We start from the raw sequence: 18,147 nt of genomic DNA on the forward strand, positions 1-18,147 counted from the left end.
AGTCGGCTGAGGGAGATCATCTTGATCCCCCCGCCTGCCGCGTTTTCACGGATGTTCGAGGGCGCAAGGTGATGCGGAAGCGTGAGCGATCCGGAAGATCCCGCTCCGCCAGAGCGCTGGCCGGCCGCATGGGATGCTGCATGGGATGCTGGCCCCCACCGATGAGACCCGTTTTCAGCTGTGCCTGATTTCAAAGACAGCGAAGAAGAAAGGCGCTCATGAAAAGGGGCCACCGGCTGGGTGGCCCCTTTTAAGAGAGCGATCAGAGATGTTTCTCTCTCCCGCGTTTGCCTATTTTCCAGCCACGGCATCGTCCACAGCGCCGTCGAGCACGTCGCAGGCCTCGATGAGGGCCTCCTCGGTGACAGTGAGCGGTGGGCAGATCTTGACGGTCTGACCCCATGCCCCCACGGGGGCGAAGAGGAGCAGGCCGCGCTGGTAGCAGATCTCGATGATGCGGTGCGCGAGATCGTGATTGGGCTCCTTTTTACCCGGGAGTGTGATCTGCAGCCCGGCGACGAGTCCGGCGCTGGAGACGTGACCAACGACGTCCGGGTGGCGCTTCTGGATGGCCTTGCAGCGCTCCAGGAGGATGGGGCCGAGGCGGGCGGCGTTTCCGGTCAGGTCTTCGTCGAGGAGCTTTTTGATGTTGGCCACGGCGGCGGCGCAGCACACGGGGTTGCCAGTGTGGGTGCTGGTCATGCTGCCGGGGGGGAACTGGTCCATAATGGCCTCACGGCCGATGACGGCACTGAGAGGCATGCCACTGCTGATGCCCTTGCCGCAGCAGATGAGGTCGGGCGTGACGCCGTAGTGCTCGAAGGCCCAGAACTTGCCGGTGCGGCCAAAGCCGGCCTGCACTTCGTCAAAGGTGAGCACGACGTTGTACTTGTCGCACCAGGCACGGAGTTTTTCGATGTACTCGACGGGGGCGAATTCGGGGCCGACTCCCTGATAGCTTTCCATGATGACGCCCGCGATGTTGTCGCCAGTGAATCCCTTGTCTTCGATGGCCTTGAGGAAGGTGTCAAAGCTGGTGTCCTCCGTCCAGTAGCCGTCCGGGAAGGGCGCGTTCATGATGGCGGGGTCTTCATTGACGATCCACGCCTTGAGTCCAGCCATGCCGCCGGCCTGCTGGCTGGCGAGCGTGCGGCCATGGTAGCCGCGGGTAAAGCCGATGATGCCGATCTTTGACCTGCCGCCGACTTTGATGCCATGGGCGCGGCTGAGCTTGATGGCGCACTCGGTGGCCTCGCTGCCGGAGCTGAGGAGGAAGACTTTCTTCAATCCTTCAGGGGAAACGGAGGCGATGATCTCAGCGGCTTCAGCACGTTCTTCACTGGGGAAGACGTAATTGTGAATGAGGCCGCTCTGGATCTGGTCGATCATGGCCTTGCAAATCTCGGGGGCGGCATGGCCGGCATTCGTCACCAGCACGCCGCTGCTCCAGTCGAGCCACTTGTTGCCGTACTTGTCGAAAATGTAGATGTCCTGGGCCTTGTCCCACACGATGGGCGGCATGCCGCGCATGGAAAGAGGTTCACAGCGGCGGAGTTTTTCCAGAGTCGCGATGGAGTCCGGATGCGGCAGCGGCGAGCAGATGCGGCGGTGCTTGGTTTCAACGTGCGGGACGTTCTGAGGTGTGATGCTGTATTCTTTTCCCATGACAAAATGATGATGGACGAGGCCGCATGGAGCGGCTACTCGCTTTGCGGCGAGTGACTATATTTTTGTGCACTCAGGGATTCTCGACGCTTTTTTGAGCGCGCAGCTCCCCCTCTTTTCCCTCGGGCCAGTAGGCGCCGTCATCAATCCATTCGCGCAGTGCGCCGATCTGATCTTCCGTGAGACTGATGTCTGTGCGGGGCATCAGCCTGGGGTGCGTGCCGCCACGCTGCACAGCGGTGATGAGCAGGCTGCGGTCAGGTTTTCCTGGCACGATGTAATCACGCCCGCCGGCATTTTTGCTGAAAGCCGCGGCTTTGTTGGAAAGATTCAGCGCAGGCACTGCCTGCCGCCCGCTGTGGCACTGCAGGCAGTGCTGCTCCAGCACGGGCTTCACCTGGGTGTCGAAGTACATGAAGTACACACGCTCAGCCCCGCTGAGCCCTTCGGCTGGGATGGGTGCGTGTGTGCAGGCGACGAGATGACTTGCAGCGATGAACAGGGCCAGACGCGGGAGATTTATCATAGAATGACGCGAGCCTAGCGAAAGCGCGGAAGGCATGCAATGCGGCGATTGGCCAAAGTTGTGCGCATGCTTGACGCGCGCGTGCTGGCCGGATGAAATTAGGCGAATGACCCGCAGCAAATCCAAACACGACTCCAACGGCCACTGTCGCATTGTTTTGACCGGAGGTCCGGGAGGCGGGAAGACGACGGCGGGCGATCTCTTCCGGCGCGAGATGGGAGAAGAGGTGGTGATGGTGCCGGAAGCGGCCACGATGGTCTTCAGCGGCGGCTTCCCGCGCGTGAGCCAGACTGAAGCCATCCATGCAGCACAGCGCGCCATCTACCATGTGCAGATCCATCTGGAGGAGGCGGTGATGGCGCAGCACCCGGAGCAGATCCTGCTGTGCGATCGCGGCACCGTGGACGGCGCAGCGTACTGGCCCAGCGGTCCGGAGGGATTCTTTGAAGATATCGGCAGCACGCTGGAGCGCGAGCTGGCGCGGTATGATGCGGTGATCTTCTTTGAAAGCGCCGCCGTGGGGCACATGAGCATCGAAGGCGGCAACCCCATCCGCAACGAGTCGCTGGAGCAGGCGGTAAAGCTGGACCGCAAGCTGCGGGATCTGTGGAGCCAGCACCCGAAATTCATGCTGGTGCCGCACAATCCCTCCTTCTTTAAAAAGATCTCCTTCGGCCTCGCCGTGCTGGATGGCATGGTGTCGGAGCTGGGGTGCCAGGAGAAGAGGAAGAAGAAGAGGTAGGTATGGCGGAGCTCTTTGCTGGGAGCGCCGATATCCACATCAACTCCGGGCGGGGGGCTCTCATCAGCGAAGTTGGCTTTCTGCGAACACAGAGCGGACTTCTACGGCGGAGTTTCCCAGAGCCGGTTAAAAACCGGCGCTCCCAGCAAAGATACGGCGCTCCCAGCAAAGAGCGGAAGCCCCCCTGCCCCGCCGACGAAAGAAGCATTGATCCAAGCGCCTCCATAAGCGTAAGGACTGGTGCATGAACGTCGAACTCGTCAACACCGGCACCGAACTCCTCCTGGGAGACACCATCAACACGAACGCGGCCTGGATCGGCCAGAGGCTGGCGGCGCTGGGCGTCCAGGTGGCACGGCAGACGATCGTGCCAGATGGAGCAGTGATCCGCACCGCCATCGCCGAGGCGGCGCAGCGAGCCGATGTGGTGCTGGTGTCCGGCGGGCTGGGCCCCACGAACGATGACCTGACACGCGAGTCCACCGCCGCGCTGCTGAATCTGGACATGGAGCTGGATGCCGGTGTGATGCAGCACCTGGAGGCCTACTTTGCCAAACGCGGCAAACCCGTGAGCGCAGCCACACAGCGTCAGGCCATGGTGCCACGCGGTGCCTCGGTGCTGCCCAATGCCTTTGGCACCGCACCTGGACTCTACTTCCCTGCCGAGCTGAGCGCAGCGCTGGGCTGGAATGCGCACATCTTTCTCCTCCCCGGACCACCACGCGAGCTGAAGCCGATGGTGGAGAGCGAGGTGGAGACACGTCTGCGCCAGTGGCTGCCGGACGGTGCTTCCCGCCGCGTGTTGTATCTCAAGGTCACCGGTGTGGGCGAGTCCGACATCGTGGAAGCGGTGGAAAAGCAGCTCGAAGCCATTCCCGGCCTGGATCTCGGCTACTGCATTCGCAATGGCGATGTGGACGTGCGTCTCGCAGGCCCGCAGGCCGCAGTGGATGCCGCGGCGGACGTGGTGCGCGGCGCGCTTGGCGACTGTATTGTTTCCGAAGACCGGCGCATCATCGAGGAAGTGGTGGTGCAGTTGCTGGCGGAGCGTGGGCAGTGGCTCTCCACCGCCGAGTCCTGCACCGGCGGCACCATCGCCAACCGCATCACGGACGTGAGCGGGGCCTCGCGTGTGTTTGGTCACGGCTGGGTGACTTATGCCAACGAAGCCAAGCACCAGCACCTCGGCGTGCCGATGGAGCTGATCGAAACGCACGGAGCGGTGAGCGAGGAAGTGGCCCGCGCGATGGCTGAAGGCGCGCTGAAAAACAGCGGTGCCGATCATGCCCTGTCTGTCACCGGCATCGCCGGACCGACGGGTGGCACGCCGGAGAAACCGGTGGGCACCGTGTGGATCGCCCTGGCTTCGAAAGGTGCCGAGACCTGGGCTATCAAACGCTTCTCCCCGGGATCGCGCGATCGCTTCAAACTCCTGACCTCCCAGGCGGCTCTCGATCTCCTGCGCAGAAGGCTGCTGGGGATTGGGGTGCGTTGAATGGGAGCGTGATTTGTGGCGTGGCCTTGAGTCACACGCGTGGCGCAGCTCTTTGCTGGGAGCGCCGATGTCCTCATCGGTTCTGGGCGAACGGTCCTGAGGCGGTGTGGGGGAAAGGAGCTGGGAGGAATGCGGCGCGGGCTTCTGCGGCGGAGCTTCCCAGAGCCGGTTAAAAACCGGCGCTCCCAGTAAAGAACCGGCAGGCCCAGCGCTGGGCTCGCGGCGAAGCTCTTTGCTGGGAGCGCCGATGTCCTCATCGGCTCTGGGCGAACGGTCCAGAGGCGGCGTGAGGGAATGTGGCGGCGAGAGATGCGGTGCGGGCTTCTGCGGCGGAGCTTCCAGAGCCGGTTAAAAACCGGCGCTCCCAGTAAAGAGTTCAGCAGGCGACGCTTTTTGCGGATCACTGCACGATGGGAGTTGAAATGCCAGTCACGCGCAACCACTCGTGACGACATGACACAGGCCGCCCATCGTGAGTGGTATTCACGGGATTATTTGCCTCACTTTGACCATCCGGGCCTCGTCCAGGCGATCACGTTTCGACTCGCTGATGCGCTGCCCGCCGAGAAGCTTCGGCAATGGCAGCAGGATCTGGCACATGAGTCTGAACTCGTTCGCGATGTGGAAACCAAACGGAGGATCGAGGCTTGGATAGATGCAGGCCACGGTGCCTGCTGGTTGCGTGAAGACTCACTGGCGCAGATCGTGGAAGATGCGCTGCTGCATTTTGACGCGGCTCGCTACCGGCTGCTGGCGTGGTGCATCATGCCGAATCATGTACACGTCTTGATTGAGACTCAGGTGGCATGGCCGCTGGGAGGAATCGTGCATTCCTGGAAGACATGGACCGCCAAGCAGATCAACGCCCATCTCGGACGCAGCGGCACAGTCTGGCAGCGTGAGTACCATGATCGCTTTATCCGCGATGCGGATCATTTGACGAACGTGACAAGATACATCGAGCAAAACCCGGTGAAGGCGGGGCTGTGTGGGGAAGCGAGTGACTGGCGATGGAGCAGTGTGGGTAGAAAAAGGGAACGCTGATTGGAGGCGAAGCGGCATGCTGGCCCAGCGCTGGATATGCGGCGGAGCTCTTTGCTGGGAGCGCCGATGTTCTCATCGGCTCCGGGCGAGAGGCCCTGAGGTGGCGTGGGGAATGCAGCAGGGAGAGATGCGGTGCGCTCTTCGCGGCGGAGCTTCCCAGAGGCCGGTTAAAAACCGGCGCTCCCAGTAAAGAACCGGCAGGCCCAGCGCTGGGCTCACGGCGGAGCTCTTTGCTGGGAGCGCCGATGTCCTCATCGGCTCCGGGCGAGTGGCCCTGAGGTGGCTTGAGGGAATGTGGCGGAGCTTCCAGAGCCGGTTAAAAACCGGCGCTCCCAGTAAAGAACCGGCACGCCCAGCGATGGGCTCACGGCGAAGCTCAATGGCCCTGCGCTTTTTTCAAAGCGGGCGCGGCTTCGGCTTCTGCGGCGGCGTCGGGCTTTTTGGACTGGCGCTCGCTCAGGGAGAGGTAGAGGCCGTAGCCGAGGAGGAGGAGCTGGCTGAGCCAGTAGCCGTAGATCTTGGGCCAGGTGCCGTCGGTGAAGCCGTAGGCGTGCAGGCCCACGCCGAGCTGATTCACGCCGAACCACGAGAAGACCACGATGCAGCCGAGAATGAGATTGCAGCAGTGCAGGCCGATCTCGCGGATGTAGCCGCCGAGGCGGGCGTGCAGGATGACGAGGCTCATGAGCACGATCATGAGCGCGCCGTTTTCCTTGGGGTCCCAGCCCCAGAAGCGGCCCCAGCTGTAGTTGGCCCAGATGCCGCCCAGCACCGTGCCCACCAGCGAGAGGAAGAGCCCGGCGCAGATGAAGCCGTAGGCCACGCGCGTGAGCAGGCGTGCATCGTCCGCCCCGGTGCGGAAGACGCCAAAAAGGCGCTGGACGAAGTAGATCATGGAAATCAGCGCAGCCACCATGGAGGCGGCGTAGCCGAGATTGATCATGGGCACATGCGTGCTCAGCCAGAAGTTGGTGATGAGCACGGCCTGCAGCTGCTGCAGGGTATCGGTGGCTTCGGAGGCTTCAAACTGGATGGAGAGGAACATGCACGCAGTGCCGCTGATGGCAGCCACGAGAAGGCCCAGGCCACGGCGCGTGATGCTCTCGGCGATGAGCCCGAGCAGCGCGCAGGAGGCACCGATGAAAAGGATGGTCTCATACAGCGTGGTGATGGGCGGGCGCTGCATGATGAGGCAGCGGATGACCACGCCCGTGACGGCCAGCGTGGTGGCGGTGCCGAGCAGCAGGCAAGCGGCAATGCGTGAGCCTTTTTCAAAACCCGAGCCGGGAGAGACCCACGTGAGCGCCACAGCTACAAAGCCCACGAGGAAGATCCACTGCGCATAGAAGAAGTAGTCCGCCCGCGTGGCATGGCGCTCCAGAGCGATGGAACCGCCCTCACCGCGCTGCTTGGCGGCGGCCTGGATTTTCTCCAGCAGGGATTTGGAGGCGGTCTTGAATTTGGCGGCGTCTGGCAGCGCGAGGTAGAGATCCTCATACTGCGCCAGCCAGTTGAGCTCGGCGGCGGGCACATCCTTGCCACCATTGATGGCCGTGAAGATCATGGTGCCGGGGCCGTCCCAGACATTGCCGGCATCAGGCGCAGGCGGGAAGATGCGGAACTGCTGCTCGGGATTGCCGCTCATCATGGCGCCGAGCGCACCGCGGGCAAAGTCACGGAACCACGGGATCTGCATGGGCGGGCCGTTGTTGTCGCGGATGGCGGCCACAAAGGTGTTGAGGCTCTTGGAGAGGCGGATGGGCGGGGCGATGCCTGCGGGCAGGCCCTGGGGCTTTTCGCCGAAAGGAATGCGGATGAAGTCGAAGTGGCCGAGGATCATCTCGTAGTCGAGGAAGTTGGCCGCGAGCTGCACGATCATGCGCTGCTCAGGGGACTGCTTGCGCGCGGGGATGCCACGGTACTCGCCCATTTTCTGCATCAGGAGCTGACGCGCAGGCTCCACTTCCGCAAAGCTGTACTGGTCGCGCTTGGCCTTGGCGGTGAGGCCGAGCTCGCTGATGGCGGAGGAGTTGTCCACCTTGAAAAGCGGCACGGTTTTGCCGATGTCCGGGCGGAACCAGCTCATGAGCATCCACTCCACGGCGCTGAGTTTCACGGGCTTGTTGCCTTCTTTGACGATGGGCTTCTGCGTGGCGGGATCGGTGAGCGGCTTGCCGTCCATCTCTCCGCTGTCGGTCAGCCAGAGGCTGCGGCGGGCGCGGAAGCGCAGCAGGCGGTAGCTGGCCAGAGTTTCAAAGGGCTTGATGCGGCCGGACTCCTGCACGGGGAGGGAGGCAAAGCTCTCGACGACTTCCTTGTCGCGGAAGAGATCCAGTGGCGGCAGATCGGCGGCGGGTGCCAGGCCGGTGAGCGCGGCAGCCGCGAGCAGGAGATTGCGAAGGATTTTCATGCTGATAAATACGTGGGCCGGAGGGCGGTTTGCTGGATTAAAGGAGCTTCCACATGGCAAGCGCAAAGGCTGCATTGAAGACGACGATCAGGCCGAGCGAGAAGGACCAGGGGTTCACCTTGATGAAGCGGGCCAGCATCATGAGAAAGTGCAGCAGCAGCCCCTCGGCCACGATGATGCAGGAGATCAGCGGCCAGTGGTCGGCGGGGTTTTCCACGATCATGAAGCCGGAGCTTTTCACGCCGCCGCTGCCGTCGTTTTCGCCGCTGCTGAAGGTGCTCTGGAAAACGGCGTAGCCCTGGCTGCGCACAGGCTCGTTCATGGTGATGAGGCGCTTCTCCTCGTGGCCGTCGGAGAGCTTGGTCACATTGCTGCTGAAGCGGCGGGCGCGCTCGGTGCCGGGGTGCTTTTCCTCCTCGGTATGGTCCAGGCGCACGGCAAAGGGCAGTTTGTACGTGCGGTGCGTGAGGGAGATGAGGTATTTGTCCTCTCCGGCGGTGACGGTCCACGGCGCGGCGGCCATTTCCCACAGGATGCCGTTCTGCACAGGGCCGCCGCTTTTGGATTTGGCGATGGCGATGCACGCGCTGGCGAGCTGCTCGTCGGCCATGGCGGCACCGGTTTCGTCGAGGTTGCTGATCTCCTGGATGTAGTAGCCGTCCACTTCATCGCGGCGGCCGGGCTCGGTGGCGCGCTTGGGGCGGGCGTTCTTTTTCCAGCCGGTGATCACGAGATCAAAGGGCAGGCTCTCATGTGTGAAAGTGCGGCCCTGGCCGGGCGTGGTGACATCTCGGAAGCGGGACTCGTCGATCACCAGCACGCTGCGTTTGGCCTTGGGGTCCTTTTGCAGCTTTTCGATCTCGATGACGCGGTCGTGGAAGCTGACAAACTCATCCTTCGTCTCGCCTTCGCGCAGGGTCATGTTTCCCTCCTTGGCAAAGTGGTGCGTCACCGCGCCGGCGGCGATCATGAAGAGGATGGCGAAGTGGGAGATGATGACGCCGATGGTCTTGGGAGACTTGCGGATGCGGATGATGCCGCCGATGAGGAGGTTCACAAACAGCACCGCCATGAGCGTGTAGCCGCCGGGCACGATGTAGAGCGGCAGCTCCACATTGCCGATGTCCTTGTACGCATTCAGCGCCAGCGCGCGCCAGCATGCGCCGATGTCGATGCGATCAATAAAAGCGGACTCAAAGTAGCGCGCCTGGCTGGCCACGAGTCCGTGCTCCGCCTGCTCCAGCGTGCCGAGGAAGGTGAGGATCAGCAGCATGAGCAGCACCGCGGTGGCGAGGCCGTAGCTGGAGAGGAAGGCGATGACTTTCGCCAGAGGAGATGGAGGCTGGGAGGGTGAGGACACGACGGGAAGAGAAAAAGAAACGAATGACGGAATCAGAATGACGAATGCGGCCACTGGAGCGCGGGACTCACACGGCGGCCGGCATGGGAGCTACGTCATTCCTGCTTGGGCAGATTCGGTTTGATGGACTGGCAGAAGGCGTCGAAGGCGGCGGCGTTTTGCTCCACCAGGGCCTTGGGGCCGGTGAGCTTCACAAAGATAGTGGCCTGATCGGCGGAGTGGATGAGGCCGAGGAGGCGGTAGCCGGTCTTGGCCTCGGTAGCACCGAATCCTTTGAAGTCGCCGTCAAAGGCCACAAAGGAGGCATCGCGGTTGAAGAAGGGTTTCTTGGGGAGCTTTTCGATCTCCTCGGCCGTGTAGGGCGTCTGGCCCATCTGGGTGCGCCAGCGGTTCACATTGGCCTCCAGGCCGCCTGCGGGGCCGGGCATGAGGGAGATGTAGCACTCGCCTTCCTGATTGGGGCCAAAGCGGAGGTCCAGCAGGCGCATGCCCATGTTGTCCGGGGTGGCGGCCTCGCTCCAGCCAGCGGGGATGGTCCAGGTCAGCAGCTCGCGGAAGCTCGGGCGGCGTGCGGGTTCTTCATCCTTGCCGTCGTCAAAGAAACGCGTGGCGCTGGCGATGTCTGCATGAGGCTGCGGCGCGTGGCTGGAGATCTCGCGGGACTCGGAAATGGCTTCGACGTCCTGGGGTGGCTTGCAGGACGCGATGAGGAGGCTGCACGCGAGCAGCGCGCAGAGCGGGGGGGGGTTGGTCATCGTGGTGAAACGCATGAGGGGGTGGCATGCTTAGCAGCATCCAAAGTGAATGCCATGAAGATACGCAGCAGGAGGCGCGAAAATGCGCGCAGATTCATCAGGCGTGAAAATGACCAATAGCGAGGCATTGCGCGTCCTCAGGAATCTGCCCTCCGCAGCCTCTGGGCGGTGCTTTTTTCTCATTCGTGCATCATCTTAGTTTTGCCGCTCCCCTTTCACCAGCGGGCCTCCCCTGCCCTCTCGCTGCTCGTATGAGCAGTACACCCCCTTGACACCCCCCGCCCTCTCTGTCATTTCAGGGATTAGAATTCCGATTTTTGCCCTTCCGCCATGGCCGCCCCAGCTCCTGCACACAACTACACTGAAGACTCCATCAAATCCCTCGACTGGCGCGAGCACATCCGTCTGCGCCCGGGGATGTACATCGGCAAGCTGGGAGATGGATCGCTGCCGGAGGACGGCATCTACGTGCTGCTGAAGGAGGTGCTGGACAACTGCATCGACGAACACGTGATGGGTTTTGGCAATTCCATCGAAATCACCATCACCGAGGACCAGACCGTGACCGTGCGCGACTACGGGCGCGGCATTCCGCTTGGCAAGCTGATGGAGTGCGCCGCGCAGATCAATACGGGTGCGAAGTACGACAGCGAAGCATTCAAAAAATCCGTCGGCCTCAATGGCGTGGGCATCAAGGCGGTGAACGCCCTCTCCGAATTCTTCGAAATCCAGGCCGTGCGTGAGAAGCAGACGCGCTCCATCGAATTCAGCAAGGGGCTCGTGGTCTATGACATGGGCAAACCCAAGCCCTGCGATGAGCCAAACGGCACCCGCATCGCCTTCCGTGCCGATGCGGAGAGCTTTGCCGATGACACTCATTTCCGCCTGGACTTTGTGCGCGAGATGCTGCGCTTTTACGCCTGGCTGAATCCCGGCTTGGCCCTGCTCCTCAAGACCCCGGCGGGCGAGGAGAAGTTCAAGTCCAAGGACGGCCTGATGGACCTCATCCGCTCCAAGCTGACCGAAGAGCCGCAGTACCCCATCGTGCATCTGGAAGGCAAGGACGTGGAGGTGGCCTTCACCCACGGCACGGGCTACGGCGAGGAGTACTACAGCTTCGTCAACGGCCAGCACACCACGCAGGGCGGCACGCATCTGGCGGCCTTCCGTGAGGCCATCGTGCAGGAATGCCGTGAGTTTTACAAAAAGCAGTTCGACCCCGCCGACGTGCGCGGCAGCCTCATCGCCGCCGTCAGCGTGAAGGTGCAGGAGCCGGTGTTTGAGTCGCAGACCAAGACCAAGCTGGGATCCACCCACATGGAGCCCAACGGGCGCAACCTGCGCGGGCACGTCACCAGCGTCATCAGCGCCCAGCTCGACAACTTCCTGCACAAGCATGCGGACATCGCCAAAGCGCTGCAGGAGAAGATCAACTCCAACGAAAAGGAGCGCAAGGAGATCAGCGGCATCCAGAAGGCCGCGCGTGAAAACGCCCGCAAGGCCAAGGTGCACAACAAGAAGCTGCGCGACTGCCGCATCCACTTTGACACCAAGGACAAGCGCCGCGAGGAAAGCACCCTCTTCATCACTGAAGGCGACAGCGCCTCCGGCAGCATCACCAAGAGCCGCGATGTGGAGACGCAGGCCGTCTTCAGCCTACGCGGCAAGCCGCTCAACTGCTTCGGGCTCACGCGCAAGATCGTGTATGAGAACGAGGAGTTTTATCTGCTGGCCAATGCGCTGCAGATCGAGGAGGACCTGGAAGAGCTGCGCTTTAACCGCGTGGTGCTGGCCACCGATGCTGACGTGGACGGCATGCACATCCGCCTGCTGATGATCACGTACTTCCTGCAGTTCTTCCCCGAGCTGGTGCGCAAGGGGCACCTGTACATCCTGCAGACGCCGCTCTTCCGCGTGCGCAACAAGAAGGAGACCTACTACTGCTACAGCGACGAGGAGCGCCAGCGGGCCATCCACCGCTGCGGCAAGAGCGCCGAGATCACCCGCTTCAAGGGTCTGGGAGAGATCAGCCCGGATGAGTTCAAGCACTTCATCGGCCCGCACATGCGTCTGGAGCCCGTGAAAATCCGCGACCACGAAACCGACGCCGACGGCAACGCCCTGCCCTCCGACCACCGCAGCGTGAAGGAGATGCTCTCCTTCTACATGGGCAAAAACACGCCGGAGCGTCAGGCCTACATCGTGGAGAATCTCCGCATCGAGCAGGAGCTGGAATTCAAGGAGACAGCGGAGAAGACCGAGGCGCTGGCTGAGGCGGCGTGAGGTGGGCACAAGCTGAACGGACAGAGCAGACTTTATGAAAGTGAAAGCGGACTCAAGAGCAGTCCGCTTTCACCATGTTGTCTGATTCTTTTTCATTCCCTTTGCCCCCAATCGTCACCCAATGAGCCTGCTGCATGACATCGAAACAGTCTGGGTGGATTCAGCATCAACCGCCATCGTGAGGCATGCGGGTGAACATCCGGACGAACGATGGTATGCTGCGGCGCTGTGGTTGTGTTATACAGACTACACGCTTTTTGGCTCACCGTGCTTTGCCATGAATACGGAAAGCCGGGCCGCTCAAATGGAGCCAGAACTCCGGTGGTCGCCTGCAGATTGGCAGTTGCCCTGCATCGACAGCACCGTCGCAACCATGCAACCCTATTACTCAACTCTGACGGAATCCCTCAAAGGCGTGGAGCGCCCCTTCTGGGACCAGACGATTGAAGAGCATTACGCATGTTTAGCCAGAGTGTGCAGAGCCATTACCCACCGCGCACGTTCACGTCTGGGAGTTTTCTCAGACGCCAGACTGCCTGATGATTTTGTGATGGGCTTGTTTGAGATTCGCGAGCCAGACCCTCTATTTACGCAGCTTGTCAGAGCCAGCATCGACCCCGAGATTTTGTCTGGGCTGCCTGATCCCATATGGGAACCTTTGTGATGTACAAAGATATTGGGTGACATCGTGGTGAGAGGCTTGTCTGGGATTGAAGCACGCTCTCCCGCGCACCTTTGGCGCGCGCCCTTTTGAGGGTGGTGGTGTTTGCGGCAAACCCAGGGCTGAGTCCTTCTCGCCGTTGGCGCGGGAGATGTTCTGCAACCAACGCGATGAGTAGCACGGGCAATCCTGCCCGTGGAGAGCGCTTGCTTTGCGGGCAGGATTGCCCGCGCTACTTTCCCACAAAAAACCCGCCAGACCTCTCGATCCGGCGGGTTTTGAAAACTGAGCTCTCAGGGATCTCGTGCCTTACTTCGTCTTCACCTTGAAGCTGCGGAACACCACGGGATCGCTGTGGCCGGCGAAGCCGATGAAGCCCTTGGTGTGGTCGAGACCTTTCGGCGGGTGGGGGATCTGGCTGCGGTCGAGCGTGGCGATGTCCACGTCGAGGATCTTGGTGCCATTGAGGATGACTTTGATCTTCTGGCCATCGACCTGGATTTCCTGGAAGTTCCACTCGCCCACGGGGCGGAGGTAGCCGTGCTTGGCGCCCACGCAGTGGTAGAGGGAGCCGTGGTACTGGTAGGGCTCCAGGCCTTTCTTGCCGGCGGCGGCCTGCTTGGCGTTGTAGCCGTCGCTGTCGATCACCTGGAGTTCCAGACCATCAGAGGCGGAATGGCCGCCGAGGGGAGTGCGGAGGGCGATGCCGTTGTTGCCAGCAGGGGGGAGCTTGAACTCCACGCGGATGGTGCCGTTTTCAAATTCATCCTTGATGAGGAGGTCGCCGCCTTTGCCGGGCTTGCAGGTGATGGCCCCGTTCACCACTTCGTAGCTGTCCACGGCACCCTGCCAGTTGCTGAGGTCCTTGCCGTTGACGTATTCCTTGAAGCCATCGCTGCCGGCTTCCAGTTCTTTGTTGGCTTCTTCAGCGGGGATCTCGCGGATATAGACGTTCTTCCAGCGGATCTCGCTGCCGTGGGTCTGGAGCTGGATGGGGCCTCTGGCAAAGGCGGGATCGGGGAAGAAGCCATTCGGGACCTTCTCGGCGGGGGCGTCTGCGGCCTTGGCGTCTTTCTTGCCGTAGGCCAGGTAGCCGGCCTTGCGGTTGGCAAAGAAGTTTTCCAGCACGGCGTTTTTCACCACGACTTCACCGTTCAAGGTCACGGTCACGCGCTCGCCGATCATCTTGATGCGGAAGCTGTTCCACTGGCCGAAGGGCTTGTCCATGAGCTTGGTGGGGTACTTGCCCTCTTCGTTCTTGTTGTTCCAAAGACCGCCAGAGCCTTTGTCGGCGCCGAGCTTGAACTTGGCCTCTTCGGTGTAGTCCCAGATCTGCACCTGGGGGATGCCGCGCAGGTAGATGCCGCTGTCTCCCAGGGGGAGCATCTTGTAGTCCACCAGCAGCTCAAAGTCGCCATAGTCCTTGTCGGTGGTGAGGTAGAGGCCCTTGCCGTCATTGACGAGCTCGCCCTTTTCCACTTTCCAGTGGGCGTTGACGTGGTCGCCCTTGTCATTGCCCTTGGCGTCCACGAGGCCGCCTTCGATGGACTTCTTCTTGTACGCAGCACGTTCCTCGGGCGTCATCTTCGCGAGGTCGGTGGGGTCCTGGGTGCCCCAGCCATACCAGCCGGAGAGGTCATTGCCGTTGAAGAGGGCGGTGAAACCAGGAGGCGGGGTGTTCTGGTCCTTGCAGCCCGTGAGCGCGGCAGCGGCAAGAAGGAGGGACAGGGTCAGTGTGTGTTTCATGGGTAATGAGTTACAGGAGTCGCGCAGCCCCGCAGACATCTTTCACTCCGAGTTCAGAAGGTCACTTTCCGCTCGACATTGAGCACAAAAATCGAGACGCTTCTGGCATCATGAAATTTGCGATCTGTGTCCTCCTTCTCTGCAGCAGCGGCCTGGCCGGTGCGCAGTCAGCCCCCAGCGCCGAGGCCGAGGCTGAAGCGGCGGTGACTGCCGCCAAGGCCAAAGCCCAGCGCCTCTTTGCCGCGGGCATCAGCGAGAAGGAACTGCTGGAGGTGGCCAAGGAGGCCAACAAGTCCGGCGTGCCGCGCCAGCAGATCATCGAGGCCAAGCTGGTGTGGGGACTGCGCTCCCAGAACACGGACTTTTTGGTGAAGATCCTGCCCGAGGTGGAGATCCTGGCGGAGAACTTTGACCCCGCCACGGCGGCGGCCATGCCCAATGCGGACGCGGTGCGCTCCTTCATCTCCTACATCAAGGCCATGAAGGCCGAATCCTCGCAGGACGAGGCGGGCTTCAAGCAGCACATCCTGGAGGCCCTTTGGCTGAACCCACAGCAGGGGCAGGTCTTTCTGCAGAGCATCTCCAAGCACCGCCTGGCCGACGAGATGGCCAATCTGAAAGTGGACCTGAAGCTGCCACTGACCACCTCGGGTGGAGAGGCCACCACGCTGAATGACGTGCTGGGCGGCAAGAAGGCGCTGCTGCTGGACTTCTGGGCCTCCTGGTGCGGCCCCTGCATGCAGCTCATGCCCGCGCTGAAGCACAAGGCCGAGACGCTGAGCGCCCACGGCATCGTGGTGGCGGCGGTGAACAAAGATGACGAAAACGCCGAATCCACGGCCGAGCGCCTCCGCAATGAGCTCAGCATGCCCATGCCCTGGCTGGTGGAGCCTCCAGAGCGCCCCTTTACCAAGGAGCTGCAGATCGAGAGCATCCCCCGCATGGTGCTGATCTCCCCCGATGGCAAGGTGCTCTTCAACGGCCACCCCGAAGACCCTGCGCTGTGGGTGGCGCTGAAGAAGATCGATCCGGCGATTGAGCCGGTGAAGGCGCAGTGAAGCGGTGGTAATGCTGGGGAATGCTCCGCCTCATTGAGCCTGCGAATTTATGAAAGGTGCCGTTCTACATCTGGCAGGGCATATACTCTTTGGGCTGTCGCTCTTGTTGTGCATACCACCCGTGATGTCGAATAAAGAGGCAGCGCCGCCTTCTGGCATGCCCGTGTGGGTAATTCTGATTTTGTTCGCTTTGTCGAAAGTGTGCCTCAAGCTTGCTGGAGATGAAAAGGGATGGTCGATGGCTCTCCAAGCGGGCATTTTCGCCGTTTTTGTCGTGGCGCTTAAGTCGAGATTAAGCTTGGGGCTGTGAGCAGGAGCCGAGCAGGAAATATTTTGTCCAAATGCCTGCCGCAGGCGACTGTAGAAGGTGTACTCGGCTTTTACGCTGCCCTCACGCCCACGCCATGTCCTCCCCCGACCGCACCCAGGAGTTTCTCGAGCTGCTCACGCGCCATGACCGCGCGCTGGGTGTGTATGTGTACAGCCTCGTGACGGTGCCGCATGATGCCGATGACATCCTGCAGCAGACGAAGATGATCCTGTGGCGGAGTTTTGAGCAGTTTGAGAGCGGCACGAATTTCCTGGCCTGGGCGCGCAAGACGGCCTTTCACCAGGTGCTGACCTACCGCCGCCAGAAGAAGCGCGAGGCCACCCCGCTGAGCGATGACATGCTGGAGCTGCTGCACGATGAGGTGAGCAAGCTGAGCGACAGCGGCGACCTGCGCAGCGAGGCCCTGCGCGCCTGCGTGGCCAAGCTGCCCGCCGCGCACCGCCAGCTGATCACCCTGCGCTACTACGAGGACCTGGAGATCGACGGCGTGGCGGAGCGCATCCGCAGCACGGCAGGCGCGGTGTACCGCGCGCTGAGCCGCATCCGCATGAGCCTCATGACCTGCGTGGAAAAAGAAATCCAGCTGCAAGGAGGTGCCGAAGCATGAAGCCCGCCGATGAATTTCGCCTGATGGAGCTGTGCGAGCGCTACGCCGATGAAAAGCTGAGCGCCGCCGAGGTGACCGCCCTGGAGGCCGAGCTGCGCGCCGATGCTGAAGCACGCGCCTTTTTTGCCAAGGCCCTGCACCAGCGCGCCGAGCTGTGCTTTGATGATTCCTGGCATGCTGCCATGAGCGCCACACCTGCGCCCGATGCCGGGCACGCCGAGCCAGCCCGCCCTGCCCCGCTGCGCACGCCGTGGTGGCGGTACGGCATCACGGCCGCAGCAGCGGCCTGTGTGACCTTTGCCCTCGTGTGGCTGCCCGGGCTGCGGGACGGCACCGTGGCCACGCTGGTGCGTGCGCAGCAGTGCCAGTGGGCTGGCAGCAGCCTGCCCACCGTGGAGGGCGCAAGGCTCAAGCCCGGCATGCTGGACCTCATGGAGGGCCTGGCCGTCATCCGCTTTGACAGCGGCGCGGAGCTGGTGCTGGAGGCCCCTGCCACCGTGGAGGTGATGGACGGCATGAACTGCAAGCTGCGCCGTGGCACGCTGGTGGCCGAGGTGCCGCCGCAGGCCAAGGGCTTCAGCATTGATACCAAAGATGCCAAGGTCATCGACTGGGGCACGAAGTTTGGCCTCAGCGCCGGAGAGGATGGCAAGTACCTCGTGCAGGTCATGGAGGGCCTGGTGGAGGTGGACGACAAATCCGGTGCCCAATCCAAGAAGCTCGAAAAAGGCCAGCGCGTGGACCACGGCTGGTCGCAGAAGCAGATGCACCCCTCCGCCGGCGATGACGATGATGCCGAGCCCAGCCGCTGGCAGCCCTCCATCGTGATGGATGCCGGGGACGGCTGGCGCGCCATCACCACCGCCTTTGGCCGTGGCAAGGACAGCTACATCCAGTCCTCTGACAAAGCGCCGCACGACTTTGGCACGCACCCCTTCTTCCGTGTGAAGCACAGCCGCGACACCAAGCCTGATCTGAACCGCAAAGGCTACATCGCCTTTGACCTCAGCCAGTTCAGCGGCCGCCAGATCGAGGACGCCGAGCTGGTGCTGACCATCGAGCCCAGCGAGCTGGGCTTTGCCAGCTTTGTGCCGGACAGCACCTTTGCCGTGTATGGCGTGCTGGATGAAAGCCAGGACGCGTGGGAGGAGAGCGGCCTGACCTGGCAGCAGGCCCCGGCGCATGATCCGCTGCAGCCGGAGCGTAATCTGCCTCTGGCTGCGAAGGTGAAGCTGCTGGGTAAATTCGAGATCGCCCAAGGGATCAACCGCGGCACGCGCAAGCTGCGCGGCAAGGACCTGGCCGATTTCCTCAGCGCCGACACCAATCAGATCGCCACGCTTATCATCTGCCGCGAGACGAACGAGACGCAGGACAGCGGCCTCGTGCACGCCTTTGCGACGAAGGAAAACGGCACGCGATCCGCGCCGATGCTGCGCGTGAAGCTGCGGTGAGGAGGGAGCG

14 protein-coding genes are annotated in these 18,147 nt (G+C 62.2%); 8 read left to right on the top strand and 6 right to left on the bottom strand.

Features of this window, described 5'->3' with window-relative positions; all coding sequences use genetic code 11:
• Positions 1-291 precede the first annotated feature (291 nt).
• Both HNQ65_RS04685 and HNQ65_RS04690 read right to left on the bottom strand, forming a co-directional pair.
• Positions 292-1,665 carry an aspartate aminotransferase family protein gene (locus HNQ65_RS04685; protein WP_184338307.1) on the bottom strand — a complete coding sequence of 458 codons (1,374 nt, stop codon included), beginning with the start codon at positions 1,663-1,665 and terminating at the stop codon, positions 292-294.
• A gap of 73 nt (positions 1,666-1,738) precedes the next feature.
• Positions 1,739-2,191, bottom strand: coding sequence for a c-type cytochrome domain-containing protein (locus HNQ65_RS04690; RefSeq protein WP_184338308.1), 453 nt, complete (start codon positions 2,189-2,191; stop codon positions 1,739-1,741).
• A gap of 106 nt (positions 2,192-2,297) precedes the next feature.
• Here HNQ65_RS04690 and HNQ65_RS04695 point away from each other — a divergent pair, with 106 nt between their 5' ends.
• The 3 genes from HNQ65_RS04695 (at position 2,298) to HNQ65_RS04705 (ending at position 5,472) form a co-directional block, all read left to right on the top strand.
• Complete coding sequence (locus tag HNQ65_RS04695) at positions 2,298-2,933, top strand: AAA family ATPase (protein ID WP_184338309.1); 636 nt, start codon at positions 2,298-2,300, stop codon at positions 2,931-2,933.
• A gap of 244 nt (positions 2,934-3,177) precedes the next feature.
• Positions 3,178-4,428, top strand: a complete 1,251-nt coding sequence (locus HNQ65_RS04700; protein ID WP_184338310.1) for a competence/damage-inducible protein A — start codon at positions 3,178-3,180, stop codon at positions 4,426-4,428.
• A gap of 453 nt (positions 4,429-4,881) precedes the next feature.
• Positions 4,882-5,472: an REP-associated tyrosine transposase gene (locus HNQ65_RS04705; RefSeq protein ID WP_184338311.1), complete on the top strand. Its 591-nt coding sequence runs from the start codon at positions 4,882-4,884 to the stop codon at positions 5,470-5,472.
• 376 nt (positions 5,473-5,848) lie between these two features.
• Here HNQ65_RS04705 and HNQ65_RS04710 read toward each other — a convergent pair whose 3' ends face one another.
• The 3 genes from HNQ65_RS04710 to HNQ65_RS04720 form a co-directional block, all read right to left on the bottom strand.
• Positions 5,849-7,882 carry a cytochrome c biogenesis protein gene (locus HNQ65_RS04710; protein WP_184338312.1) on the bottom strand — a complete coding sequence of 678 codons (2,034 nt, stop codon included), beginning with the start codon at positions 7,880-7,882 and terminating at the stop codon, positions 5,849-5,851.
• A 37-nt stretch (positions 7,883-7,919) separates the two neighbouring features.
• The gene (locus HNQ65_RS26945) at positions 7,920-9,242 is read right to left on the bottom strand and encodes a cytochrome c biogenesis protein ResB (RefSeq protein ID WP_184338313.1); all 1,323 of its coding nucleotides are present in this window, start codon (positions 9,240-9,242) and stop codon (positions 7,920-7,922) included.
• A gap of 95 nt (positions 9,243-9,337) precedes the next feature.
• The gene (locus tag HNQ65_RS04720; RefSeq protein ID WP_184338314.1) at positions 9,338-9,997 is read right to left on the bottom strand and encodes a hypothetical protein; all 660 of its coding nucleotides are present in this window, start codon (positions 9,995-9,997) and stop codon (positions 9,338-9,340) included.
• 330 nt (positions 9,998-10,327) lie between these two features.
• Between HNQ65_RS04720 and HNQ65_RS04725 the strand changes: the two genes are divergently transcribed.
• Positions 10,328-12,280: a DNA topoisomerase IV subunit B gene (locus tag HNQ65_RS04725; protein ID WP_184338315.1), complete on the top strand. Its 1,953-nt coding sequence runs from the start codon at positions 10,328-10,330 to the stop codon at positions 12,278-12,280.
• Between the two features lie 121 nt (positions 12,281-12,401).
• On the top strand, positions 12,402-12,944 hold the full coding sequence (locus HNQ65_RS04730; protein WP_184338316.1) for a DUF4303 domain-containing protein: 543 nt from the start codon (positions 12,402-12,404) through the stop codon (positions 12,942-12,944).
• Between the two features lie 306 nt (positions 12,945-13,250).
• Here the strand turns inward: HNQ65_RS04730 and HNQ65_RS04735 are convergent, their stop codons facing one another.
• Positions 13,251-14,687: a 3-keto-disaccharide hydrolase gene (locus HNQ65_RS04735; RefSeq protein ID WP_184338317.1), complete on the bottom strand. Its 1,437-nt coding sequence runs from the start codon at positions 14,685-14,687 to the stop codon at positions 13,251-13,253.
• Between the two features lie 110 nt (positions 14,688-14,797).
• Between HNQ65_RS04735 and HNQ65_RS04740 the strand changes: the two genes are divergently transcribed.
• From HNQ65_RS04740 to HNQ65_RS04750, 3 genes are all read left to right on the top strand, one after another.
• Entirely contained in the window at positions 14,798-15,745 is a 948-nt protein-coding gene (locus tag HNQ65_RS04740) for a TlpA family protein disulfide reductase (protein WP_184338318.1), read from the top strand.
• Positions 15,746-16,149: 404 nt separating this feature from the next.
• Entirely contained in the window at positions 16,150-16,683 is a 534-nt protein-coding gene (locus tag HNQ65_RS04745; protein WP_184338319.1) for a sigma-70 family RNA polymerase sigma factor, read from the top strand.
• Positions 16,680-18,137 (top strand): CBM96 family carbohydrate-binding protein, encoded by a 1,458-nt coding sequence (locus HNQ65_RS04750; RefSeq protein ID WP_184338320.1) that lies wholly within the window; start codon positions 16,680-16,682, stop codon positions 18,135-18,137. Before HNQ65_RS04745 ends, HNQ65_RS04750 begins: the two co-directional genes overlap by 4 nt.
• The last annotated feature ends 10 nt before the right edge of the window (positions 18,138-18,147 follow it).

Source organism: Prosthecobacter vanneervenii (genome assembly GCF_014203095.1).
GTDB lineage: Bacteria > Verrucomicrobiota > Verrucomicrobiia > Verrucomicrobiales > Verrucomicrobiaceae > Prosthecobacter > Prosthecobacter vanneervenii.

Coding starts and splice junctions, on each gene's coding strand:
- HNQ65_RS04685 (WP_184338307.1), bottom strand. CDS start 1,665: ATGGGAAAAGAATACAGCATCACACCTCAGAACGTCCCGCACGTTGAA.
- HNQ65_RS04690 (WP_184338308.1), bottom strand. CDS start 2,191: ATGATAAATCTCCCGCGTCTGGCCCTGTTCATCGCTGCAAGTCATCTC.
- HNQ65_RS04695 (WP_184338309.1), top strand. CDS start 2,298: ATGACCCGCAGCAAATCCAAACACGACTCCAACGGCCACTGTCGCATT.
- HNQ65_RS04700 (WP_184338310.1), top strand. CDS start 3,178: ATGAACGTCGAACTCGTCAACACCGGCACCGAACTCCTCCTGGGAGAC.
- HNQ65_RS04705 (WP_184338311.1), top strand. CDS start 4,882: ATGACACAGGCCGCCCATCGTGAGTGGTATTCACGGGATTATTTGCCT.
- HNQ65_RS04710 (WP_184338312.1), bottom strand. CDS start 7,882: ATGAAAATCCTTCGCAATCTCCTGCTCGCGGCTGCCGCGCTCACCGGC.
- HNQ65_RS04720 (WP_184338314.1), bottom strand. CDS start 9,997: ATGACCAACCCCCCCCCGCTCTGCGCGCTGCTCGCGTGCAGCCTCCTC.
- HNQ65_RS04725 (WP_184338315.1), top strand. CDS start 10,328: ATGGCCGCCCCAGCTCCTGCACACAACTACACTGAAGACTCCATCAAA.
- HNQ65_RS04730 (WP_184338316.1), top strand. CDS start 12,402: ATGAGCCTGCTGCATGACATCGAAACAGTCTGGGTGGATTCAGCATCA.
- HNQ65_RS04735 (WP_184338317.1), bottom strand. CDS start 14,687: ATGAAACACACACTGACCCTGTCCCTCCTTCTTGCCGCTGCCGCGCTC.
- HNQ65_RS04740 (WP_184338318.1), top strand. CDS start 14,798: ATGAAATTTGCGATCTGTGTCCTCCTTCTCTGCAGCAGCGGCCTGGCC.
- HNQ65_RS04745 (WP_184338319.1), top strand. CDS start 16,150: ATGTCCTCCCCCGACCGCACCCAGGAGTTTCTCGAGCTGCTCACGCGC.
- HNQ65_RS04750 (WP_184338320.1), top strand. CDS start 16,680: ATGAAGCCCGCCGATGAATTTCGCCTGATGGAGCTGTGCGAGCGCTAC.